Origin of the sequence: Spiroplasma culicicola AES-1 (assembly GCF_000565175.1) — a bacterium.
Classification (GTDB): domain Bacteria; phylum Bacillota_I; class Bacilli_A; order Mycoplasmatales; family Mycoplasmataceae; genus Spiroplasma_A; species Spiroplasma_A culicicola.
In genome coordinates this window covers 1048146-1072731 of sequence record NZ_CP006681.1, presented here as the reverse complement: position 1 = coordinate 1072731, position 24586 = coordinate 1048146, and the positions used below count along the sequence as shown (strand labels likewise).

The 24586-nt window shown below is 28.1% G+C and carries 30 protein-coding genes and 1 pseudogene; all 31 read left to right on the top strand.

Annotated elements, in window-relative coordinates:
* Positions 1-25 precede the first annotated feature (25 nt).
* The 31 genes and pseudogenes from SCULI_RS05000 (at position 26) to secY (ending at position 24581) form a co-directional block, all read left to right on the top strand.
* Positions 26-2419, top strand: coding sequence for a DUF4091 domain-containing protein (locus tag SCULI_RS05000; protein WP_025363541.1), 2394 nt, complete (start codon positions 26-28; stop codon positions 2417-2419).
* Between the two features lie 106 nt (positions 2420-2525).
* Positions 2526-3026, top strand: a complete 501-nt coding sequence (locus tag SCULI_RS04995) for a protein-tyrosine phosphatase family protein (RefSeq protein ID WP_025363540.1) — start codon at positions 2526-2528, stop codon at positions 3024-3026.
* A gap of 151 nt (positions 3027-3177) precedes the next feature.
* Positions 3178-4470 (top strand): hypothetical protein, encoded by a 1293-nt coding sequence (locus SCULI_RS04990; protein WP_025363539.1) that lies wholly within the window; start codon positions 3178-3180, stop codon positions 4468-4470.
* Positions 4442-5137, top strand: a complete 696-nt coding sequence (locus SCULI_RS04985) for an ABC transporter ATP-binding protein (protein WP_038648160.1) — start codon at positions 4442-4444, stop codon at positions 5135-5137. The genes SCULI_RS04990 and SCULI_RS04985 overlap by 29 nt, the downstream gene beginning before the upstream one ends.
* A complete protein-coding gene (locus tag SCULI_RS04980; RefSeq protein WP_025363537.1) occupies positions 5127-5987 on the top strand; it encodes a hypothetical protein in 861 nt (286 codons plus the stop codon). Before SCULI_RS04985 ends, SCULI_RS04980 begins: the two co-directional genes overlap by 11 nt.
* A 3-nt stretch (positions 5988-5990) precedes the next feature.
* Positions 5991-6848 carry a hypothetical protein gene (locus SCULI_RS04975; protein ID WP_025363536.1) on the top strand — a complete coding sequence of 286 codons (858 nt, stop codon included), beginning with the start codon at positions 5991-5993 and terminating at the stop codon, positions 6846-6848.
* Positions 6849-6862: 14 nt separating this feature from the next.
* A complete protein-coding gene (locus tag SCULI_RS04970) occupies positions 6863-9727 on the top strand; it encodes an endo-beta-N-acetylglucosaminidase (protein WP_025363535.1) in 2865 nt (954 codons plus the stop codon).
* A gap of 164 nt (positions 9728-9891) precedes the next feature.
* Entirely contained in the window at positions 9892-10881 is a 990-nt protein-coding gene (locus SCULI_RS04965) for an acyltransferase family protein (RefSeq protein ID WP_148294475.1), read from the top strand.
* Positions 10882-10995: 114 nt separating this feature from the next.
* The gene (locus tag SCULI_RS04960; protein WP_025363533.1) at positions 10996-11829 is read left to right on the top strand and encodes a hypothetical protein; all 834 of its coding nucleotides are present in this window, start codon (positions 10996-10998) and stop codon (positions 11827-11829) included.
* Positions 11816-13099: a phosphatase PAP2 family protein gene (locus tag SCULI_RS04955; protein ID WP_025363532.1), complete on the top strand. Its 1284-nt coding sequence runs from the start codon at positions 11816-11818 to the stop codon at positions 13097-13099. Before SCULI_RS04960 ends, SCULI_RS04955 begins: the two co-directional genes overlap by 14 nt.
* 119 nt (positions 13100-13218) lie before the next feature.
* Positions 13219-13527, top strand: a complete 309-nt coding sequence (gene rpsJ, locus SCULI_RS04950) for a 30S ribosomal protein S10 (RefSeq protein WP_025363531.1) — start codon at positions 13219-13221, stop codon at positions 13525-13527.
* Positions 13528-13580: 53 nt separating this feature from the next.
* On the top strand, positions 13581-14309 hold the full coding sequence (rplC, locus tag SCULI_RS04945; protein ID WP_025363530.1) for a 50S ribosomal protein L3: 729 nt from the start codon (positions 13581-13583) through the stop codon (positions 14307-14309).
* Between the two features lie 16 nt (positions 14310-14325).
* Positions 14326-14952, top strand: a complete 627-nt coding sequence (rplD, locus tag SCULI_RS04940) for a 50S ribosomal protein L4 (RefSeq protein ID WP_025363529.1) — start codon at positions 14326-14328, stop codon at positions 14950-14952.
* Positions 14952-15236, top strand: a complete 285-nt coding sequence (rplW, locus tag SCULI_RS04935; RefSeq protein ID WP_025363528.1) for a 50S ribosomal protein L23 — start codon at positions 14952-14954, stop codon at positions 15234-15236. The genes rplD and rplW overlap by 1 nt, the downstream gene beginning before the upstream one ends.
* Positions 15237-15303: 67 nt before the next feature.
* Positions 15304-16143 carry a 50S ribosomal protein L2 gene (rplB, locus tag SCULI_RS04930; RefSeq protein ID WP_025363527.1) on the top strand — a complete coding sequence of 280 codons (840 nt, stop codon included), beginning with the start codon at positions 15304-15306 and terminating at the stop codon, positions 16141-16143.
* Positions 16144-16156: 13 nt separating this feature from the next.
* Positions 16157-16426 carry a 30S ribosomal protein S19 gene (gene rpsS, locus SCULI_RS04925; protein ID WP_025363526.1) on the top strand — a complete coding sequence of 90 codons (270 nt, stop codon included), beginning with the start codon at positions 16157-16159 and terminating at the stop codon, positions 16424-16426.
* A 26-nt stretch (positions 16427-16452) separates the two neighbouring features.
* On the top strand, positions 16453-16791 hold the full coding sequence (gene rplV, locus SCULI_RS04920; protein ID WP_025363525.1) for a 50S ribosomal protein L22: 339 nt from the start codon (positions 16453-16455) through the stop codon (positions 16789-16791).
* Positions 16792-16808: 17 nt separating this feature from the next.
* Positions 16809-17522: a 30S ribosomal protein S3 gene (rpsC, locus tag SCULI_RS04915; RefSeq protein WP_025363524.1), complete on the top strand. Its 714-nt coding sequence runs from the start codon at positions 16809-16811 to the stop codon at positions 17520-17522.
* 2 nt (positions 17523-17524) lie between these two features.
* The gene (gene rplP / locus SCULI_RS04910; protein WP_025363523.1) at positions 17525-17938 is read left to right on the top strand and encodes a 50S ribosomal protein L16; all 414 of its coding nucleotides are present in this window, start codon (positions 17525-17527) and stop codon (positions 17936-17938) included.
* A pseudogene (rpmC, locus tag SCULI_RS05835) lies at positions 17938-18375 on the top strand (50S ribosomal protein L29); the annotation flags it as partial. The gene rplP and the pseudogene rpmC, both read left to right, overlap by 1 nt.
* Before the next feature lie 527 nt (positions 18376-18902).
* Positions 18903-19163, top strand: coding sequence for a 30S ribosomal protein S17 (rpsQ, locus tag SCULI_RS04900; protein WP_201767147.1), 261 nt, complete (start codon positions 18903-18905; stop codon positions 19161-19163).
* A gap of 28 nt (positions 19164-19191) precedes the next feature.
* A complete protein-coding gene (rplN, locus tag SCULI_RS04895; RefSeq protein ID WP_025363520.1) occupies positions 19192-19560 on the top strand; it encodes a 50S ribosomal protein L14 in 369 nt (122 codons plus the stop codon).
* Positions 19561-19577: 17 nt separating this feature from the next.
* On the top strand, positions 19578-19895 hold the full coding sequence (gene rplX / locus SCULI_RS04890; protein WP_038648155.1) for a 50S ribosomal protein L24: 318 nt from the start codon (positions 19578-19580) through the stop codon (positions 19893-19895).
* A gap of 18 nt (positions 19896-19913) precedes the next feature.
* A complete protein-coding gene (gene rplE, locus SCULI_RS04885) occupies positions 19914-20468 on the top strand; it encodes a 50S ribosomal protein L5 (RefSeq protein WP_025363518.1) in 555 nt (184 codons plus the stop codon).
* 14 nt (positions 20469-20482) lie between these two features.
* Positions 20483-20668 (top strand): type Z 30S ribosomal protein S14, encoded by a 186-nt coding sequence (locus SCULI_RS04880; protein WP_020834740.1) that lies wholly within the window; start codon positions 20483-20485, stop codon positions 20666-20668.
* A gap of 19 nt (positions 20669-20687) precedes the next feature.
* Positions 20688-21077 carry a 30S ribosomal protein S8 gene (rpsH, locus tag SCULI_RS04875; RefSeq protein WP_025363517.1) on the top strand — a complete coding sequence of 130 codons (390 nt, stop codon included), beginning with the start codon at positions 20688-20690 and terminating at the stop codon, positions 21075-21077.
* A 16-nt stretch (positions 21078-21093) separates the two neighbouring features.
* Positions 21094-21636, top strand: coding sequence for a 50S ribosomal protein L6 (gene rplF / locus SCULI_RS04870; RefSeq protein ID WP_025363516.1), 543 nt, complete (start codon positions 21094-21096; stop codon positions 21634-21636).
* 23 nt (positions 21637-21659) lie between these two features.
* Positions 21660-22010, top strand: coding sequence for a 50S ribosomal protein L18 (gene rplR, locus SCULI_RS04865; RefSeq protein WP_025363515.1), 351 nt, complete (start codon positions 21660-21662; stop codon positions 22008-22010).
* 21 nt (positions 22011-22031) lie between these two features.
* Positions 22032-22697 carry a 30S ribosomal protein S5 gene (gene rpsE / locus SCULI_RS04860; RefSeq protein ID WP_025363514.1) on the top strand — a complete coding sequence of 222 codons (666 nt, stop codon included), beginning with the start codon at positions 22032-22034 and terminating at the stop codon, positions 22695-22697.
* An 18-nt stretch (positions 22698-22715) separates the two neighbouring features.
* Complete coding sequence (rplO, locus tag SCULI_RS04855; RefSeq protein ID WP_025363513.1) at positions 22716-23153, top strand: 50S ribosomal protein L15; 438 nt, start codon at positions 22716-22718, stop codon at positions 23151-23153.
* On the top strand, positions 23154-24581 hold the full coding sequence (gene secY / locus SCULI_RS04850) for a preprotein translocase subunit SecY (RefSeq protein ID WP_236621712.1): 1428 nt from the start codon (positions 23154-23156) through the stop codon (positions 24579-24581). It begins immediately after the preceding gene.
* Positions 24582-24586 lie beyond the last annotated feature (5 nt).

The following is a 24586-nucleotide window of genomic DNA, read 5'->3' as shown; positions in this document are numbered from 1 at the left end:
AATCTAACTTAGAGGGAATAAAATTATGAAAAAATCAAAAGTGATACTAACTTCTGTTTTATGTTCACTGTTAGGTATTGCAGTAGTTGTGCCTACAATAGTATTACTTATAAGTCATACTAAAAGTAATTTACATAGCGTAAAAAATTTAAGTTGACAAAGTGGACCATTAGTAGAAGAAGACAAACGTGAATTATTAGATGAAAGTGGTTTATCATATTTTTTTGGTGATTCTGCTTTTAATTATGCAACTTACAAAATTGAAGAAGATATTACAAGTTTTTATGGTGATGCACAAAATGTAAAGCGAACTAAAATTTATAATAGAGAAGTAAATTTATGACAAAATGATTCTTTTAATGAGCAAGTTATTTTATTTAAAAATAACGATAAAGAGGATATAACAGATATTAAAGTTGAAATAATAGGAAATCAATTGTCAACAGTTTCATCACATATTTTAAATCCAATTAGGGCCAATAATGTTACAACTGCGGGAAATGATTTGATACAAAAAGGTGATTTTATTACATTTGATGAAGTATCAAATTCTAATGAACTTAGTAATATGAAGTATAATTTTCAACCAATTTTATTAAATTTTAAATCACAAGACTTATATGGTTCTGAAGATATTAATATTAAAATTTACTATAAAGTTAATGATATTCAAGAAACAATTAATATTACAAAGAAAATAAATATATCACAAGATTTTAAATTAGAAGTATCAGAATTTGGATCAAGTGCGATGTGATTTCCAAATTCTTCTGCAAAATATGTTTTAAAAAATCTAAATGATGTTATGAATGTAAGAACCATTGAATATAGTATTGAGGATGCAATTGATTTTGAAAATTTTAATCAGTTAAGAGAATTAATTAAAGAAAAAAATGTAAATATGCCTCAAGATGCAGTAGTTTATGATGTAACAGATCTTGATAAGGAAGTTAAAAGAGTTTGATTAAAATCTAATTTGTATAATTATGTTACAAGCCAAGGTACTGTTGCAAATTACTTAGATGTTAAATTTAAATTAATAGATTCTAAAAAAGAAGAAGTAAATAGAATTAACAATGTAATCAATAAAATTGGAGATTATGATCATGAAATTATTGATGATATTTCAAGAACTTTACCAAGATATCTAAATGAAGATACAAACATAAATAAAAATGACATTATTGGTAGAAAAATGCAAGAAATGAGCGAAAAATCTAATTTTGAAAGTATTTCACTTCCAAATTTTGGTTTGGGAAACTTTATTAAATATATTTTTGAAACAGAGGATGAGAATATTCTTAACTATATTGATTATTCATCAGTTGAAAAAATGGCTGATAGTTTAGAAAATTATGGTTCATGAATTTTAGATTTTAAAATTTTAGATATTTATGTTAAATTTCTAAGAGAACATGGAATTACAAAGCTTTATATTCCAATGGGTTCTAGAACATTAACAGGGATTTTTAATTTTTTCATTAAAAACCAAGCCTCACAAAGGGCTATACAAATGTCTGTTGATACTCCTTTTGTTGATAGTGCTGGAAAAATCACAAAAGATGGTAAAAGCATTTTAGAAATTTTTATTCCAATGTTAAGAGATGATTTATCACAACATGTTATTGAAAATCAAAATATTTATGAAGGAATGCAATTATATTATTCATTTGATGAGTTTTCTGCTGAAGTAAATAATATATCAATTGATATATTTAAAGATATTGACTCTCAATATAGAGGTTTGTGAAAAAATCATTTATATGGTGGTTGACAATTTAATATTAAATCTTTTGATTATGAGAGTTTAAAAGAATTAGATGTTTACGATGAAATAACATTACAACAAAGAGAATTTATTTATAATTTTGTTAAATCAAAAAAGATTGATGATTTAACAAATTACTTTAAAGATAGAGAACAAAAGGATAAGATGACGCATGTTTATTCTTCTTGAAATAATTGACCTGCTGCATATTTAACTAGCAATGGATATGAAATGCTTTGGTCAATGTTATTTGCTAATAAATTAGGAGCACAGGGATATGATAGATATCAAGTTGATGGCTATAAAAATGATATATCATCTGATGGATATGTATTGGACCCTACTAAAGAACCAGGAGATTCATTTTATATTTATCCAGGAGATGGTGAAAATATGCTTGATAGTTTAAGATATCAAAATATGGTTAATGGTGTAAATGCAGTTAATAAAATTAATAGTTTAAAAGAGAAAGATATAAAATTTGAAGAAATCGAAAATATTCTTAATTTAAATAAGGATTCTAAAAAAGAAATTCGATATTTAAATGAAAAATGAAATTTAAATTATTATGATAATAACAAAAAATGAATAGATGATTTATCAGGACAATCAACGTATATTGAATGATTAATAAAAAACTATGGATTTTAAATAATTATTATAATATTTAATGTTTGAGATAAAGTCTATAATTCTAAAATTCTTAAAAATGCAATAATTGTATTGTATAATAGTTTGAGTATTAGGGGGATAATAGATGGGTGTTCTTTCTTGAATAACTAAGAGAACAAAAACAGAGATTATTAATCATCTTTGGTTAGGCGATATGCATAATCTTCCAGAAAATAAAGATATGATAATCAATTGCTCAATTGAATTAGCAAAAAAACATTTTAAACCACAAAAAGAAAAAATTAATAAATTCAATTTTTATCAAGATGGGATTACAACATATGCAACATTACCAGATAGACCAATGTATAGACATATAGATAAAGAATTTATTTCTAAAATTCTTCAATTAATGAAGAACTCATTAGATATGGGTAAAAAAGTTTATATGCATTGTATTTATGGTGTAAATAGAAGTGCTTCACATGTCTTTATGTATTGTGTTAAAAATAATTTAATTAAAGGAAATAATTACAAAGAATCAAGACAAGAATTCTTAAAAATTTATCCTGATTTCACACCAATTTTTGGTTGAAAGAAATTATTGAAAAAAGATTATCCATATAATAATTTAACTCCTGAATAGGAGTTTTTATTTTACTTAGGTATTTAATTTACAACTATAAGAGCAACATTTTATACAACCCTTAGTTTCCTTAGTTGATTTTTTTTTTTTTTTTATTATAATAACAAGAGCTAAAATAAGAATTAAATATATTCAGTCGGGGGAATAGAAAATGTTTAAAAAACTTTTAAGGGGTATTACTTTTTTGACCCTAAGTTTAATACTTGCCATATCTACATTTTTATCAACATCTTGTTCTATTTTTGGAAAAGATGAAATAGATAGATTATTAAATTTTAGAAGAATTAATTATGAAGATACAGATAATATTGAAATTGCAAGAATTATGCAAAATGAAGTGGGTATTTTAAAGCAAAAATATTTAACCAATATTCAAAATGATTGAATTAAAAAATATAATGAATTTTATGCCCAACTTATAAATGAAGAAAAAATTGATCAAGATGTTAATTTAAAAAAACCTATTAATGTAAAGTCAACATTAATAGATGCTGTTTATTTTGCTCAGCAACCATTTGCACATTATTATCCAAAAGTTACTAAATTAGGTGAAGTTAATTCTTATGAAATTCCTAATTGGGCAGCATTGGAACAAAATGGTTTTAATTTATATGTTAACTATGAAGAAAGCATTAAAATTGATTTTTTAAATTTAGATAAAAACGATTATATTGATAATAATGAAGAAATAAGATTTTATAGATTGATAAATAATGGTACTGATAATATTTTTTTCAAAGGTACAGATAAAATTTTAAAAACTGATTATGGTAAGGAGATTAAATTAAGCTTTATTGCCAATAATCCTTTAACAGGTGAAACACTTATTACAAAACCAAATTTTTGAGGTAATACAAAATTGGCAATTCAAATTGCTGATTATAATCCAGAAAATAATAAATCTTTCTTAATTTATAAATTAGGACTTTGATTAAATTATGAATATGCTAAAAATATTAATTTACTTTCATGAACATTAACTTCTTTTATTTTAGCTTATACTGAAATAATTGGAAATTATATGACTCTTTTGTTAGAAATCAAAGATAAACCAGAAAATTTAGAACCAGTTAACTTATTAAAAGGTTTTTCTTCTTTAAGAAATGGTGAATATTCTGGTGATACAAGTTCTGATTTATTATATTATGCATATAAATTTCAATCAGCTTTTAGTATGTTTACTATAATGATGGAAGATTCTGAAACAACTGTTAGTCTAACTATTGACCAAAATATGCCTTTAAATGTACCAGTTGAAGAAAATTTAGCAGATACAACAAATAATTTATCGAATAGAGAAAAGCTTGATTTTAATCCTATTTTACAATTTGATAATAGGATTAATGATTTTATTTCTGAAGTATGGAATCTTTTATTGACTTTGGACAGTAAACAATGTGAAAGGATTAAAGAAAATGATATTACAAGTGAAAAATGTATGTAAAGAATATAAAAAAAATACACCAGTTCTTAAAAATATTAGTTTTAATCTGAAAAAAGGTGAATCAATTGGACTGGTTGGGGCTAATGGATGTGGTAAAACTACTTTAGTTGAAATTATTGCTGGAATAATTGAACCTACAGCGGGAAACATAAAGTGAAGTGATCAAGAAAATAGCTCTAAAAATATTGGTTTACAATTTCAAAAAAGTAATTGACCAGCGGGTACAAAAATAAAAGATATTTTTAATTTTCTAGTTGGAACTAATTGAGTAAATGACGAGTACATAAATCAATTAATTGATGTATTTGAATTAAGAGATTTAATTAAAAGAAAAATTTCTTATTGTTCAGGAGGCCAACAACAAAGATTTAATTGTCTTTTATCAATGGTTAAAAATCCAGAACTATTAATTCTAGATGAATTAATTACTGGATTGGATTTAAAAATGCAAATTAAAATAGTTAATTTTATTAATGAATGAAGAAAAATAAAAGGAGCTACAATAATAAACGTATCACACATTCCAGAAGAAATTGAGCAAGTGTGTGACAGGGTTATTTTGTTAAAAAAAGGTGAAGTTTTTCTTGATGATTCAATTAAAAATATAAAAGAAAAAAATGGAAGTTTAAGAAAGATGCTAATGGATTTTTATCAAAATGAAAAATAATTTTAGTATTTTTAAAGAAAATTTCCATAAAACTTTTACTTTAATTGCTAGAAGCGTTTTTTTGCAAGAAAGGACATGAATTTTTAATATTTTTATTCCTGTAATACTTATATTTACAGTAATCTTTTTATTTGGAAGATATAATGCAACATATTTGGTACTTCCACCACAAATAATGTCATTATTCTTAATTACTTCACTATTTGCTTCCCTATTTATGTCAATAATTTTAATTGAAATGAAGTATAGTCAAATACTTCAAAGAATGAAAATGGTAAATATTGATGCTAAAAATTTGATGTTAGGTATAGTGGTAAATACAATTATTTTATCTATTTGTAATTTGATTATTTCTTTTTTGGCTGTTTGAATGCTATGTATTGTTTTTAAACAAGAAGCATTCAATAATATTTGAAATTTATACTATTGAAACTGAATTTGGAATTTTACAATAAATATATTTTTAACAATTTTGTCTGTAAGTATTTTTTTATTTGTAATTGACCTTATTAATAAAAAGAATCTTTCTAAAGTAATAAATATAATTTTGTTTTTAAGCATAATTCTTTTTTCAGATATAGTAATTCCTTCATTTGTAACAAGTTCAAGTAAAGTTATAACTAGTTTGGGATATATAAATGTTTTCAAATATATTAGTTGGTTATCTTTATTAATAAATTCATTCGCTTTTATTGATTATGAAGGAGGGATTCAACAAATTGTTCAAGGTAATTTAGAAAATAAAATGATTTTTATAAATTCTATATATTTCTGTTTTATTTTACCAATTGTTCTTATTCCCATCTTCTATTATTTAGATATCAAGTTATTTAAATGGAAAGGTAATTAATTTATGAATAGACTAATTAAATTTATTTTTAGAACATCATTTTCATCTATTACAAATTATTTATTTATATTTATTTTACCAATTATATTATTTTCATTTTCATATCTAATAATGACTAGTTTTGGAACTACAAAAATTACTAATTTTCAAAAATGTGCTATTCTTGGTTTAACAATTATTGGTCCAATTACAACTTTAATGCCCATTTCTAAAATTATATTAGATTGAAGAGAAAGCATATTAATTAAGCAATTTAAAATATTTGAAATTAAAAAATGACAAGTAATATTGGGTCTTTGAATTTTATCTTTAGTATTTTGTTTTATTACTTATATTTCAATGTTTATAATGGGAAGTTTTATTGATTTATTTTTAATTAATAAGAATTTTATAAAATCCATAAGCTTATTACAAAATATTGAACAATATATTGCAATTTTATTTATAATTACATTTCTAAGTTTTTTTGTTTTTATAATTTCTTTTATTGTTAGTTTTCTTTTAAAAAAAATTCTTTTAATTCAAACTATTAATTTATTTATAATTATTTATTTTATGGTCTTTTCAGATGTCTTTGATCCAAACCTAAATAGTAATAATGCTTGAATATCTGTTTATAATTTGTTAGGAACCATTAATCCCATAAAGAGTATTCAATGGTTATTATTTTCATCATATGTAAATTTGGGTATAAATCTAAATAATATTCGATATATCATTTACAGTACTTATATCGACATTCCGTTTACTTTTGGAACATCAAATCCAATATTAATAATACCAATGTCAATGCTTCAATACTTTGTATTGACAGGAGCAATGTTTTCATCATTATTTTTTATCAAAATGAATAGTTTATAAAAAGGAGCAAAAAAATGAAAAAATTATTAAAATTAATCCTTGCACAATCAATTGTACTCACTTCAACTCTAACTGTTATTTCATGTAATATTGGAACTGTTAGTTCTCGCCCTTATTTATCAAGTTTACCAGATTATGATTGGGTCAATGACCCATCTGGTGATGGCTATGAATATATTTTTGATTCAAGTGATATGCAATTAAAAGAAAATGATTTAAAAAATATAGAAATGATAAATATTAATCAATTTAATTCGGGAAATATTGATGATATTTTTAATTATGATAATTATTCAACAGGATATAAAACAAAAAATGCTATTAAAAAACAAGGAGTAACTGGAGCACCAATTGTAAAAACTTATAGACCAAATGGGAATATGTGATCAGATTATGGTATTTCTTCAGCTTCTAGAAGATATGAGTATATCAATTCTGTTCTAGATTGAAATAATAATGATTTAGATTCTGAATATAATGTTGCAACAACTGATTTAAAAAACAGAAATTTTGTTGCTAGATCAAGTACTTCAGATCAACAAGGACAAGTTTTTTATAATCGCTTACAAAATAAACCAAATTCAAATAGTTCAATTGTTGGTTCAAAAAAACCGTATAATGCAGTACCAGCTTCATTTTCATATATTCATAATTTAGTTGGTTGAGGAAGTACATATTCAAATTTAGGTTGAATGTCGCCTCCACATGCTGATTTAACAGAGCAATTACATAAGAATGGTATTCCATCATACGGTCTGTTATATTTATCTGGATGAGAAGATGTTACAAAAGAAAAATTAAAAACAATGTTTGAGTTAGATGCAGAAGGAAATTTTAAAATTGTGGATGTTTTAATAGAACAATGTTTAAAATTTAATTTTGATGGATGATTTATTAATGATGAAGCTAATGGTGGAGGACCAAATGGTTCTGTTATTAATCAAGAAGATATGTATAAAATAATTAATCAATTTAATAAAAAAGCTACTGAAATTAAAAAAGAACAAAATAAATCGTTGAATATTATTTATTATAAAAATAGAAATTCAGTTGATTTAAGTGGTTCTTTAGGGGGAGATCCCACAACTACATTAAAAGCAATTGATGGAACAACTACTGGGTTTGGAGAAAACTCAGTAAATAATACTTTATTTCAAATGGACTTTAATAGACAATATCCTGGATATGAAAAACAATTTTTTGATTTAAAAGCTGATTTAGGTCCAACATTTAAAAATAGAATTTATGCAATGTTTAATGAAGAAAAAAATAATTTAGGTATTGGTAATAATGATTTGCGAAAATATTTATATAAACTAAAAAATGTTTATGGAGATCAAAATTATGAAATGTCATTTGATTTATCAGAAGACCCTGCATATTCACTAACATCATATGATAGTAACTCAGCAACACATAGATATGCAAATGATATTTTCAATTATTTAGAATCAAAAAATAAGTTATTTAGTTCAAAAGACAAAACAATAAATAATTGATTAAAGGCAAACATTATTTCAAATCAATATAGTATTTATCAATTTAGTGGCTATAACGGTTATTTATCAAATGGTGATACTGGTTATGAGCAATTTTGACAAAATTATAATGAAGAAACAAATGAAAAAGAATTTGAAGATATTGTTTGAAATACTCTTAAAGATAATTCATACAGCAATGATGTTAGCTTACTTGATGTGATTGCTTTTGATCCTAGAATAGATTTACAATCTTTAAAACCAAATAATCAAATTGATTTTGAAAAAAATCCACAATATATTTTTAATAAAGAAAGTGGAAAGTATGATTACAGCTATGGTATTGGTAATTTATTTAAAGAAATGACAGTTATTACTGATACTTCTCTTGATGAAAATAGTTGAAATGAGCAAAAAGTTGATTTTGATGAATTAACAACAAATTTTTCAACTGGAGTTGGAACACAATTTGTCTCAAGAAATGAAGAAGGGCAAATAGAATCTTCATTTAAAAATTATCCATGATCAAATGCAAGGATTAGTGATGTGGCACCAACATTTCAATGAGATTTCTCAAAAGATACAGTAAGTCAAAATAGTATTAAGACTTTAACTAATGATGGAATTGAATACAGAAGTAAAATAACAGATAATGGACAATTAAATGTTTATTATGATTATTATGATGTTTATAAAAAAGGAAATTCTTTATCAATTGGAAATGGATATGATTTTAATAAAAATGAAGGAAAGGTCAAAGAAGGTATTTGAGAGCAAGGCACTTATAAATTAAATTTAATGGGTGCTAACCTTCAAGAAAATAATTATGACATTAGTTTTGTTGTTAAAAGTAGTGATACAAATAACATTGCCGAACAAACTAAAATAATGGTTACTACTCAAAATGGGGACGTTAAAGTTTTAGATTCTAAAACAAAAGAACTTGCAGATAATTGAGTTAGAATAAGCGCTAATGCAAATGAATTAGAAAATATAAATGCTAATAATCGTATTTCTAAAATAGGACTGCAAATTGATAATTCTATTGGTGAAAATAACTTCAAATTTAATATTGGAGAATTTGCAATTAAAAATAATAGTAATAAATATAAAGAAGAAGATGTTGATTTTGATATCACAGCCTTTAGTTCTGATTTTACAATAAAAAGAAAAGGCTCTTATAATACAAATTTAAGATTTTCATGAGAAGTAAATGGTAGTTCTGCAATTGATTACTATGAAATTTATATTTTCTATAATGAAAAATGATATAGAATTGGTGAAACAACTCAAAATAGATATTTTTTACATAATATAGATTTAAATGAAAATAGTAAGATAGGTATAATGCCTAAATTTAAAAACAATGATATTAAAAAGTTATTTATATCAAAAAATTAGGTTCCTTCAAAGGAACCTTTTTTTATTGGAACAATCTATTTAATTATGTTTGCATGAAAGATTATAAAAAAATATTAACAATAGATTTCTGCTTATTATAATTCTCTTTTTCTACATTGCTTTTTTTTTTTTTTTATTAGAATTAGTAAATTAAGGAATACATTATGAAGGTAAATAGGAATAGTAATATTGAGTTTTTAAGAATTATATTATGTTTTATAATAGTTATTTTTCATCAGTATAATGTATTTAGAAGTAATTATACGGGTAATTTATACAATGTATTTGCAATACTTTTAAATTCACCCGTCACTATATTTATGTTAATTTCTGGATTTTTTGGTATTAAATCTCAACCAAAATTACTAAAAAATTTAATATATCTTGCAATAGTTTATTTAATTAATTGAATATTAATAGCACCAACAGTGATAATTTTAGATATTGATTACAATATTTTACGCTTTTTTTCTGGTGGTAGAGATTGATGATATTTTTATTGTTATTTAATAATTTTAATATTATCGCCTGTCTTAAATAAATTAATAGTTATAGTAAAAAAATGATATTTATTTTTTATAACAATATCTTTATTTATTTTATTAGCACTATCTAATAATTATAAATTTGGGGTTGGCTTCACTATTGATAATTTGATTTATTTCATTTTACTTTATATTATGGGTGCCTTCATTAGTTTATATATTAATTATAAATCAATCTGAAATATAGTATTTTCTTTATTAATAGCATTAGGTTGTTTTGGCTTTTCTGCTATATGAAATAGTTATAATGAAGTTAAATTTGGTGATGCAATTTTGGGATGATCAACAGCTATATTTAGTATTAGCTTATTTTTATTTGTAATTTCAATTAAAGAGTACAATAACAAAATTATTAATTATATTTCTTCACAGTCATTAATGATATATTTATTTCATTATATTTTTGAATTAATAGTTAATAATAACTTACAACTATGGCAAGACTTTAATTATGAAATTAAATGAATAACTTATTCAGTGATTATTTTTTCTTCTGTATTTGTTTTTTCATGTATCAATAATTTTTGAATTAATAAATTGACAAATGCTATATATAACTTAAAACTATGGGGGAGTATAAAAACTTATGATATTTTTCAAGAAAAATAATAAAGTTTTTTTGTATATAAATTACTTTGATAAGTTTTTTGATTAATTTAAAGCCAGTAAATCTTGCTTTTTTTTTTTTTTTTTAATTAGAATTTCTCTATAAGGGGATTAATAATGAAAAATTGAAGTATTATAGCAAAGTATTTTTTTGCTATTGTTCCTTTGATTGGAATATTTGTGTTTTTACTAGGTCAAAGTATTGATTTACTATCTGATCCAGAAAGTTTTTGAACAATTGCAGTCGGGAATAAAGCAGAAAAATTTGAAGAAAATTTTTATGAAAAATTACTTAGTTGAAATTTAGCACAACAGATGTTGTTTTTATTTTGTAGAAATTTTTTAACTTTTACAACAATTATTAACTTAGCAACAAGTGTATTTTGAATTTATTCAATTAAAAATCATAAAGCTGAAGGTACAGGAAAATTTGATAATTATAAATATGCATTAATTATTTTATGTGGAACATTTTGAATTACATTATTTTATAATATGTCATTAACTGTAACTGGGGCTACTAAATTTATGAAATGATACAACTATATTAGTTGATTGACAGAGCATTCAATACCTCAAATAGCAATGTTAATTTATTTTTTTGCTTTTTATAAAAAAATAAATGTAACAACAAATAATAAAAATATTGTATTAATGTGAGCATCTACTATATCTGTAGTAACAGGATATTTAGTGTTTTTCACAATTACAGGTTTAATTTGTCAAGCTGTTGGGTCATTTCCTTTTTTTGGAGATATGAGTTCAACAGGACATTATCCATATGACATATTAGATTTAACAAGTGCAAATAAAAGGGTTAATCTTCCAGGATTAACTCCAATCACACAATGACTTGCATGCATTTTTGGTTTTAGTGCAGTTAATAGTGTTTATTTTGTTGGTGGATATTTTATTTGTAGAAAACAAGGATTAAATAATGTTACAAACTAAAAGAACAAATTTAGTTTTTCTATTTATTCCATGTTTAATTTTATTTGCATTTGCCTTTATTGGATTTGTAATATGTAGTCCATGAGCAATGGAATTAAAAGCATCACAATTTTTTGAAAAAGGTTTAAATTATGAATGACTAAAGTATGTAACGCAATTTTATAGTCGTAGTGGAAATACTGATTTGATAATGGTATTGGCTTTCTTCGTAATGATTTTAATAATTTATCACCATAACTATTATAAAGTTTATAAATCTGGCTCATGATATGCCAATCATAAATGACCTGTTTGAACTATTTTTATTGGATTTTGTATTATTTGATTTTCATATAATCTATACCAACTAGTTAGTATGTTTTATAAAGATAAAGGATTTGGAATTGGTATCGATAATGAATTAATTGATTCATATAAATATAAAATTGTAGGTCAAATAATATCAATGTTGTATCAATACCCAATATTATTTTGGGGAACATGATATATAGGAACTAAATTAGAAAAGAAAAAAGACTTTTTTTATCAAGGATATTGAGTTGATGCTTTAAAAGGAATCTTATATTTTGCCACAGTTTATTTAACTGTTATTTTAATGAAAATTTTTATGGGTCGCCCATATTATTTCAATATTATCTTTGGAGATCTATATAGTAAGTTATCTCCAGAAATGCAAAATCATTATTTAGCTTCAGGTCAAAGATTTGGCGATTATGATGTGTTAACAAATAGTTGAACTGCAAATATGGATGGAGATTGACCTTGGTGAAGAGTAAATAATTTCTTAATGAGAGATGAAAATTCCTATAATCCAGGTCATTTCTTTGATTATTCATTTCCTTCAGGACATGTTGTTTCATCATTTTGCACAACATCAATTATGATGTTATTTATAAATCCTAATAAAAATCGCAACATCACAGGTCCAAAAGCCACTGCACTCTATTTATTGGTTTTAAATGCAATTTTAATGAATTTTGCAACAGTAATTATGCGTTGACATTTTGTAACAGATACAATGTTTTCAATAATAATTTCAATTTTATATTTTATAATGGCATGATTTGTGATTGAAAAAACAGTTTATAAAGCAATCATAAGTTGAAAAAGAAGAAAAAATATACCTTTTGAGTTAAACGTTGGAGATAAAAATGGTAAAAAAATTGTCTATTTAGTGGACTATGATACTAAAAGAATTGTTAAAATCTTACAAACAGAGAAATATGATTCTTTTAAAGAAAGATATAAAAGTTATATTCAAAATAATTAAAAAACTCACATTATTTCTTGTATTGTGAGTTTTTTTATGTAATAATTGAAAAGCATGTATATTTTGTGTTCAAAAAGACAACACACACAAAAGGGTTGTCAATGTGTAAGGAGGACCAAATGGCTCAACAAAAAATTAAAATTAAATTAAAGGGTTACGATCACGTTATTGTTGACCAATCAATTGCTAAAATCATTGAAGCAGCTGAGTCAACAGGAGCAAAAGTTCGTGGACCTATTCCATTACCAACAGAAAAGCAAATTATTACTATTTTAAGAGCTACTCACAAATACAAAGATAGTAGAGAGCAGTTCGAAATGAGAACACACAAAAGAATACTTGAAATCGTTGAACCAACACCTAAAACAATGGATACTTTAACAAGAGTACAATTGCCATCAGGTGTTAATATCGAAATCAAATTATAGAAATCTAACAAGATATACATGATTATCAAGAAAAACTCAGGAGGAAATATCACATGAAAGGAATCTTAGGACGTAAGTTAGAGATGACTCAAATTTTTAGTGAAAGTGGAAAACTTATCCCTGTAACTGTTATTGCAGTAGAATCAAACAAAGTTTTACAAGTTAAAACAGTTGAAACAGATGGATACAGCGCTTTAAAAATTGGGACAATCAATAAAAGAGCTAACTTAATTAACAAACCAGAAATGGGAAACTTTAAAAAAGCTAACTCAGAACCTAAGCGCTTCGTTAAAGAAATCAGAGATATGGATGGATACGAAATTGGTGCAGAATTTAATGCAGCCGACGTATTCAATGCTGGTGAATTTGTCGACGTAACAGGTATATCAAAAGGTAAAGGATTCGCTGGTGCAATTAAACGCCACAACTATTCAAGAGGACCAATGGGTCACGGGTCAGGTTACCACAGAGGAATTGGTTCTATGGGAGCAATCATTAATAGAATCTTTAAATCAAAAAAAATGGCTGGTCACATGGGACACGAGCAAGTAACAATTCAAAACTTAGAAATCATTAAAATTGATAGCGAAAGAAATTTAGTTTTAGTTAAAGGATCAGTTCCTGGTCCAAGAAAAGGATTTGTAGTAATTAAGCAAAATGCTAAAGGAATCAAATCTACAGATGCAGCATCATTATTAGTAAGAAACGCAGCAAAAGTTGAAAAATCAGCGCCAGCAGCTCCAGTGCAAGAAGCACCAGTTGCTGAAGCAGCTGCAGAATAATTGGAGGTAAATTAACATGAAAGCACAAGTGTTAGATGTTAAAGGTGGATCAGTAAAAGAAATTACTCTAAGCGATAAAGTTTGAGGAATTGAACCACACCAACAAGCAATTTATGATACAGTCGTTTCTCAACAAGCAGCATTAAGACAAGGAACAAGAAAAACAAAAACTAGAGCTGAAGTAAGAGGTGGAGGTAGAAAACCTTGAAGACAAAAAGGTACAGGACGTGCCCGTCAAGGATCTATTAGAGCTCCACAATGAAGAGGTGGAGGGGTTGCATTTGGACCAACTCCAAACATTAACTACAAAAAAGCAGTTAATAGAAAAGTTAGACAATTGGCTATTAGAAGTGCATTGAGCATCAAAGCAAAAGAAGCTAACTTAGTAATCTTAGACAAATTCGCATTCTCAAAACCATCAACAAAAGAAATGTTGAGTGTTATGAAAAATGTTAAAATTGATAATCAAAAAACTTTAATTGTGACAAGAGATCACGAAGAAGTTGTTGTAAAATCTGCAGGAAACATTCCTGGAGTTAAAACATTAGATTTCCAAAAAATGAACATTTTTGATTTATTAAACGCAACTAAATTAGTTGTTACAGAAGAAGCTGTAAATCGTATTGAGGAGGTGTATGCATAATGCATTTAACAGAAGTTATTAAAAAGCCATTGTTAACTGAAAAAACATATTTAGGTCAACAAAATGGAGCATACACTTTTATCGTTGATAAAAAAGCAAATAAAACACAAATCAAAAAAACATTTGAAGAAATTTTCCAAGCAAAAGTTAAAGACGTTAGAACAATGAATTATGACGGAAAAGACAAAAGAATGGGAAAATTCATGGGAAAAACAAACTCATTTAAAAAAGCAATCATCGTATTAAAAGACGGTGAAACATTAGATATCTTATCAGACTTATAGAAAAGTGCTAAAAAGCACATATTAGTGTAAGTTAGAGAAAAGATTAGGCGATACAAGGAGGATAATTATGCCAATCAAGAAATATAAGCCTACGACAAACGGTCGCAGAAATATGACAAGCTTAGATTATAGTATCCTTACAACTTCAAAGCCTGAACAATCATTAGTTGCAAAACTTAATGAAAAGGCTGGAAGAAATAATCAAGGTCAAATTACTACTCGCCACAAAGGTGGGGGGCACAAAAGAAAATATCGTATCATTGACTTCAAAAGAAATAAATTAGACATAGTTGGAAAAATTGCAACTATTGAATACGATCCAAATAGAAATGCATTTATTTGTTTAGTAAATTATATCGATGGAGAAAAAAGATACATCCTATTTGCAAAAGGAATGCAAGTAGGGCAAGAAGTTATTGCTTCTGCAAATGCTGACATTAAAACAGGTAATGCAGCACCTCTAAAAAATATTCCTGAAGGAACATTAGTTCACAATGTTGAATTAAGACCAGGAAAAGGTGGACAAATCGCACGTAGTGCAGGGAGTTCAGTACAAATCTTAGGTAAAGATGATGATGGAAAATACGTTACTTTACGTTTAGGATCTGGAGAAGTAAGAAAAGTATTAGCTGAATGTTATGCAACAATCGGTGAAGTTGGAAATGAAGAATATAGTTTAGTAAACTGAGGTAAAGCCGGAAGAAACCGTTGAAGAGGAATTAGACCAACAGTTAGAGGTTCAGTAATGAACCCGATTGATCACCCACACGGAGGGGGAGAAGGTCGTGCTCCAATTGGGCGTAAAGCGCCATTAACACCATGAGGTAAAAAAGCTCTTGGGGTTAAAACTCGTGACAAGAAGAAAGCTTCTAATAAATTAATTGTTAGAAGAAGAAATAAAAAATAGGAGGAAGTAGTTTATGTCAAGATCACTTAAAAAAGGTCCTTTTGTGGATGACTATTTGATGAAAAAAGTCGAAGCATTAGGAGAGAAAAAAGAAACAATCAAGACTTGATCACGTAGATCAACAATTTTCCCTAATTTCGTAGGTCACACATTTGGAGTTTACAACGGAAAAGAATTTATAACAGTTTATGTAACAGAAGATATGGTTGGTCACAAACTAGGAGAATTTTCACCAACACGTAAGTTTGGTGGACATGGTGATGACAAGAAAAAGAAAAAATAGTCATTAAAAGGAGTTTTTAAATCTATATGGAAGCAAAAGCAAAATTAACAATGATTAGAATATCACCAAGAAAAGTTAGACTAGTAGCAGACTCAATCAGAAACAAAAAAATTGCAGAAGCAGTTGCAATTCTTCAAAACCAAGACAAAAGATCTTCAGAACCAGTATTAAAATTATTAAACTCAGCAGTTGCTAACGCAGTTAACAACAATGGTATGGAAGCTGACCAACTAATCGTTAAAACAATTTATGTTAACGAGGGACCAACATTAAAACGTTTTAGACCAAGAGCTCATGGTAGAGCATATGAAATTTTAAAAAGAACAAGTCACATTACAATCATTGTAAGTGATGATAAGAAATAGGAAGGGAATTGTAGAATATGGGACAAAAAGTATCTCCTAATGCGTTACGTATTGGTGTTATTAGAACATGAGACAATAGATGATACGCAGAAAAAGGTGAATATGTTAAATGATTACACCAAGATATCAAAGTTAGAAAAGCAGTTTTAAAATTATTAAAAAATGCAGCTGTTTCAAAAGTTGAAATCGAAAGAACTAAAAAAGAAATCATCTTAATTATTCGTTCTGCAAGACCTGCTATTGTTCTTGGACAAGAAGGAAAAAACGTTGAAAATATTGCTTTAACTGTTAAAAAAACTATTAAAGATAAAAATGCAGCAGTAAAAGTTAATGTTATTGAAATCAAAAATCCAGATGTTGATGCAAGATTAGTTGCTCAATTTATTGGAGATCAAATTACAAACCGTGCTAGCTTTAGAACAGTGCAAAAGTTAGCAATTAGAAAAGCACTAAAAGCTGGAGCAAAAGGAATTAAAACTTCTGTTTCAGGAAGACTTGGAGGAGTTGAAATGGCTCGTACTGAAGGATACTTAGAAGGTTCAGTGCCATTATCAACTTTAAGAAGTGATATCGATTATGCTTTATATGAAGCAAGAACAACTTATGGACAAATCGGGGTTAAAGTTTGAATTAACCACGGTGAAATCTTAGGAAGACCTGGACAACAACAAAACCAAAACAAAGTTATAGCAGATAAAAAAGTTGAAAGAACAACAAAGGGGGCTAAATAATTATGTTAATGCCTAAAAGAGTTAAATTCCGTCGTCCTCACAGAGTGAGTTATGAAGGAAAAGCTAAGGGTGGAAAATTTATCGCATTTGGTGAATATGGATTAATGTCACTTGATGGAGCTTGAATTACTTCAAGACAAATTGAATCTGCTCGTATCGCTATGACTCGTTATATGAAACGTTTTGGAAAAGTTTGAATCAGAATCTTCCCACATATGGCAAAGACTAAAAAGCCTTTAGAGGTACGTATGGGATCTGGAAAAGGATCACCAGAAGAATGAGTAGCAGTAGTTAAGACTGGACAATTTATGTTTGAAATTGCTGGTGTTAGTGAAGAAGTTGCTCGTGAAGCATTACGTCTTGCTATGCATAAATTACCAGTACGTTGCAAAATTATTAAAAGAGGTGATGAATAATGGGGAAAGCTGTAGAACTAAAAATTGAATTAAGATCTAAATCAGTTGAAGAATTGATTAAGCAAAATGAAGATCACAGAGCTGAGCTATTCGCATTAAAATTCCAATCAGCAGTTGGAAGTTTAGAACAAACTCACAGAATTGTTGAACTTAAAAGAAATATTGCACGTATCCAAACAATCTTGACAGAAAGAAAACTAGCTGGAGAAGACATTAATAAAACAGTTAAAGCAAATTATGCAGCAGCTGTTGAAAATGCTGAAAAAGCTGGAAAAGAAGTACGTCAAAAACAAAGAGAAATGATTGAACAATTACAATCAGAACAATTTGGAGCAGGAGCAAACATTGATGAAGACGCAATGAATGCTGCAATGGCTGCAGCTATGGAAGATACATCAAATGATGTAGTTGAAGTAGAAGCACCAGTTGAAGCTAAAGCGCCTGCTGCTAAAAAAGTTGCTGCACCAAAAGCAGAAGCAAAACCAGCAGAAGAAGTAAAAGCTGAAGTTAAACCTGCAGCTAAAGCGCCTGCTGCTAAAAAATCAACAGCTGCTAAACCAGCAGTTGAAAAAGCAGAAGCAAAACCAGCTGCACCAAAACCTGCAGCTAAAGCGCCTGCAAAACCAAAAGTGGAAACAACAACTCCAGTTGCTAAAGGAAAAACAACTGCACAAGTTAAAAAACCTGAAGTAAAAGCTGAAGTAGAAGTACCTCACCTAGAAACTGGTGAAGCTAAAGGTACTGGAAAAGGTAAAGCTGCTCTTGGAGAAGTTAAAGCAAAATCTGTTAAAGTTAGCGCTGTAAAAGGTGAAGACATTGAAGGTATTGATTTAAAATTAGCAAAAAAACCTAAAGAAGCAAAAACTTATGTTTTTGGTTCAAATGCTGAAGAAGCAAAAAAACAAATTGAAGAAGCTAACAAAAAAGCCGCAGCTAAAAAAACTACAACTAAAGGAGCTAAATAATTATGGATAGAAATTTAAGAAAAACATACGTTGGTAGAGTTGTTTCTGACAAAATGGACAAAACTATCACTGTATTAGTTGAAACTTACAAAAACCACCCAGTTTATAAAAAACGTGTTAAGTATTCTAAAAAATACAAAGCACATGATGAAAACGGTCAAGCAGCAATGGGAGACAAAGTTGAAATTATGGAAACACGTCCTTTAAGTAAAACTAAAAACTTTAGACTTGTAAGAATTGTTGAAAAATCAGTTATTTAATTTTTCGCAAGTTAAGAGGTAATAGATCATGATACAAAATGAATCAAGACTAAAAGTTGCAGATAATTCTGGAGCTAAAGAAATTTTAGTTATTAGAAACTTAGGTGGAAGTGTAAGAAAATTCACAAATATTGGAGACATAGTTGTAGCGACAGTTAAATCAGCAGCACCAGGTGGAGCTGTTAAAAAAGGTCAAGTTATTAAAGCGGTTATTGTTAGAACAGTTAGAGGTTTAAGAAGAGCTGATGGAACATACATTAAGTTCTCAGAAAATGCAGCTGTTATTATTAAAGAAGATAAGTCTCCAAGAGGGACACGTATCTTTGGTCCAATTGCAAGAGAAGTTAAGGATGCAGGATTTGCAAAAATCGCATCATTAGCTCCAGAAGTATTATAGGAGGCGCACGAAGTTTTATGAATAAATCAAAAATTTTAAAAGGTGACGTTGTAAAAGTTATTTCTGGAAATCATAAAGGAACTGTTGGACCAGTTACTAAATTATCAAAAGATAAAAAAAGAGTTTGAGTTGAAGGAATTACTGGAACTAAACACTTCAAACCAAGTCAAACAGATCAAGAAGGTGGAATTAGAATGATTCCAGTTTCAGTTGATATTTCAAATGTAGCAATTCAAGATCCAAAAAATAAAGAAAATGGGTCAAGAATTGGATACAAAATTACTGATGGAAACAAAGTTAGAATTGCTAAAAAATCAAAAGCAGAACTAAAATAGAAGGAGCAATAAGAAATTATGGCAAAAGCAAGCGTTAATCGTTTAGAAAAACTTTACAAAGATAAAATTGTTCCTGAATTGTTTAAAGAAAAACAATACAAATCAGTAATGCAAGTTCCAAAAATCACAAAAATTGTTATCAACCAAGGAATCGGGGACGCTGTTCAAGATTCAAAAAGACTTGATGATGCAGTTGCAGAACTGACATTAATCACAGGTCAAAAACCATTAGTTACTAAAGCAAAAAAATCATTGGCTGCATTTAAATTACGTGAAGGTATGCCAATTGGTGCAAAAGTAACATTAAGAGGAAAAAGAATGTATGAATTCCTTGATAGATTAATCTCAGTTGCGTTACCACGTGTACGTGACTTTAGAGGAGTATCAAAAACAAGTTTTGATAAACAAGGAAACTATACATTAGGTATTAAAGAACAAATCATCTTCCCAGAAATTGATTATGATAAAGTAAAAAAAGTTCGTGGGATGGATATAACAATCGTTACAACAGCAAACAACAAGGACGATGCATTCTCATTAATTCAAAAAATTGGAATGCCTTTCGTTAAGTAGGGAGAAAAAGAATAATGGCAAAAAAATCATTAAAAGTAAAACAAGCTAAAGTTCAAAAATTCAAAGTAAGAGAATACACACGTTGTGGAAATTGTGGTAGACCTCATTCAGTTTTAAGAAAATTCAATTTATGCCGTGTATGCTTTAGAGATCTAGCATACAAAGGACAAATCCCTGGTATTAAAAAAGCATCATGATAGTGAAAGGAAATAGATAAATATGACAACAGACGTTATTGCAGATATGCTTACAAGAATTAGAAATGCAAACCAAAGATTCCACAAAGAAGTGGTTATTCCAGGAAGCAAAGTAAAATTAGAAATTGCAAACATATTAAAAAAAGAAGGATTCATTGAAGACTTCAAAGTAGCTGACGACTTTAAAAAAGACATCACAATCAGCTTAAAATACAGAGGGAAAACAAGAGTTATTAAAGGCTTAAAAAGAATTTCAAAACCAGGATTAAGAGTTTACTCACATGCAACAGAAATCCCACAAGTTCTTAACGGATTAGGAATCGCTATTGTTTCAACTTCACACGGAATTATGACAGATAAAGAAGCTCGCCAACAAAACGCTGGTGGAGAAGTTCTTGCATTTGTTTGATAATAGGAGGGTTTAGTATATGTCACGTATAGGAAACAGAATATTAACAATTCCAGCAGGTGTAGAAGTAAAAGTTGAAACAAACAATGTTGTAACTATTAAAGGATCAAAAGGAGAATTAACTCAAACTTTTTCTCCATTAATCGAAATTAAAGTTGAAGGTGCACAACTTTCAACTGTAAGAAAAAATGAACAAAAACATACAAAACAATTACACGGAACAACAAATTCATTATTACAAGGAATGCTAACTGGAGTTAGTGAAGGATTTGTAAAAGAACTTGAAATTGTTGGGGTTGGTTATCGTGCTGCATTAGCAGGAAACAAAATCAACTTATCATTAGGATTTTCTCACCCTGTGGAATATACAATTCCTCAAGGTATTAGTGTAGAAATTCCAAAACCAACTGAAATTAAAATTTCAGGAATCTCAAAACAATTGGTAGGAGAAGTTGCTGCAAACATTAGAGGATATAGAAGACCTGAACCATATAAAGGTAAAGGGGTTAAATACAAAAATGAAAAAATCATTAGAAAAGAAGGTAAAGCAGCTGGTAAGTAGGTTGCTGCTAGGGAGAAATAAATATGAAGTACACTAAAGCAGAAGCAAGAAAAAGAAGACACTATAGAGTTAGATCTAAAGTGTCTGGAACTAGTGAAAGACCAAGATTAAACGTATTTAAATCAAACTCATACTTCTATGCACAAATTGTTGATGACATCACTGGAGTTACATTAGTGTCATCATCATCTATCAAAATGGGATTAAAAAATGGACGTAACATTGAAGCTGCAAAAGCTGTTGCAAAAGATATAGCTGAAAAAGCTAAAGCTAAAAAAATATCAAATGTAGTATTCGATCGTGGTGGTTATTTATTCCATGGAAAAGTTAAAGCTTTTGCAGATGCTGCAAAAGAAAACGGAATGAAATTCTAATTAAAGGAGATTTAAGAAAAAATGGCAGAAGACAAAAAAGTAGTTGCTCCAGCTGAAGTTAAAGCTGAAGCAGTAAAACACGAAAAATCAGAAAAACAAGCAGGACCAAGAGATAACAAAAACTTCAACAACGATAGAAAACCAAATTCAGATCGTCCAAGAAGAGATAACAATAGATTTGGCAGAAATAGAGAAGACAATCCTTTTGAAGAAAAAGTTGTAACAATTAATCGTGTTACAAAAGTTACAAAAGGGGGAAGAAGATTTAGATTTGCAGCTGTTGTTGTTATTGGAGATAAAAAAGGTAGAGTTGGTTTAGGTACTGGAAAAGCAAACGAAGTTCCAGATGCTATTAAAAAAGCTATCAAAGAAGCAAGAAAATCATTGGTTAGAGTTCCATTAGCTGGAACAACTGTTCCTCACGACATCATTGGACATTTTGGGTCAGGTAAAGTATTAATTAAACCTGCAAAAAAAGGAACTGGTGTTATTGCTGGGGGACCTGCTCGTGCTGTTATCGAATTAGCTGGAATTTCAGATGTTTATACAAAATCACTTGGATCAAATACACCAATCAATATGATTAGAGCTACATTAGAAGGTTTAAAAGAAATGCAAACAGCAGAACAAATTGCAAAATTAAGAGGAACTCAAGTTGAAAAGAAAGCTGAAGCACCAAAAGCTTAAGGGAAGGATAAATAGTTTATGAAATTACATGAATTAAAATATACACCAGGAAGCAAAAAAGAAGTTACACGTGTTGGACGTGGAATGGCTTCAGGTAAAGGGAAAACATCAACTAGAGGACATAAAGGACAAAATTCTAGATCTGGGGGAGGAGTTAGACCTGGATTTGAAGGGGGACAAACTCCACTATTTAGAAGATTGCCAAAAATTGGATTTACAAGTTTAAATAGAAAAGAATTTACTATTTTAAATTTAGATACAATTGAACAATTAGGATTAACAGAAGTTAATCACAAAACATTAATCGAAAAAAAAGTTATTAAATCAGAAAAAAGTCTAGTAAAAGTACTAGGTAATGGTAAAATAACAAAGGCAGTTAACGTAAAAGTTAACAAAGTATCAAACAGTGCTTCAGAAGCTATTAAAGCAGCTGGGGGAACTATAGAGGTGATTTAGGTGGCTGCTATTAAAACTAAAAAAGCAAATAAAGCCCATTCTAAAACTAAAGATAAAAACGAATTCGCTAAAGGTGGAAATTTCTTTATTAGAAATAAAGACCTTGTAAAACGAATCGTTTTTACATTAATAGTACTTATTCTAATTAGAGCAGGTAGTTTATTAACAGTTCCAGGAATTCAATTGAATCCAGAATTCAAAAATCAAGTAAGTGATCAAGAATTTTTCCAATTATTGGCTACTCTTGGAGGGGGAACAATTGGACAATTTTCAATTTTAGCATTAGGAGTTTCTCCTTATATTACAGCTTCAATTATTGTTCAATTGCTTTCAACTGATGTTATTCCTGTTTTAACAAGATGAAGTAAATCTGGAGAACGAGGAAGAAGAAAACTTGATCGTTTGACAAAAGTATTAACTATTCCATTTGCTTTAATGCAATCAATTGCAACAATCTTTACTTTAACTAGTGGGGGATTAATTACTGCAAAATGAGGAAGCAGTGCTGAAGGAACTGGACCTGCATGGTTCTATTACATCTTAATTCCAACAGTTATGTTGGCAGGAACTTTCTTAATGTTGTGAATTGCTGATCAAATCACAATTAAAGGAATTGGAAATGGTGTTTCAATTATTATTTTCACTGGAATTGTTTCTTCAATGCCAGAAAACTTTGTCAATACATTTAAATTCTGAATTAAAGAGGGAGATGACCCAACAATTTTATTTGATGGAATCTTAAAATTCTTAATATATATTGTTGCCTTTATCCTTGTTATCTTTGTAGTTGTCTTAATGAATGAGGCCGAACGAAAAGTGCCAATTCAACAAACCGGTTCAGGACTGGTTGATACCAAAGAACACACCCCATACTTACCATTGAAATTAAATAATGCTGGAGTTATTCCTGTTATCTTTGCCTCAGCTATAATTTCAACACCAATTACAATTGCACAAATTGTTGGTGAAAGTTCTGGATTCTATGCATTTACACAAAATTATCTATCATTTGGAACTTGATGAGGAATATCAATTTATGGAGTTATGACATTATTGTTTACATTCCTATATGCACAAGTTCAAATTAACCCAGAAAAAATTGCCGAAAACTTTAAAAAATCAGGGACATTTATTCCTGGAATTAAACCAGGAAAAGAAACTGAAAAGTTCTTACAAGGAACAATTAATAGACTAAGTGTTATTGGTTCAGTCTTTTTAGCTGGAATTGCTGTTTTACCTTATGTAATCAGTAAATTAACAAGTCTACCAAGTTCATTGGCAATTGGGGGAACTGGATTAATCATTTTAATTTCTGTTGCAATTCAAACTGTTCAACAAATTAAAGGAAGATTAATTCAACAATCATTTATTGATAAAAAACAAGAGAAATTCTCAAATGAAGTGGACACAAATTCACACATTTGATAATGTGA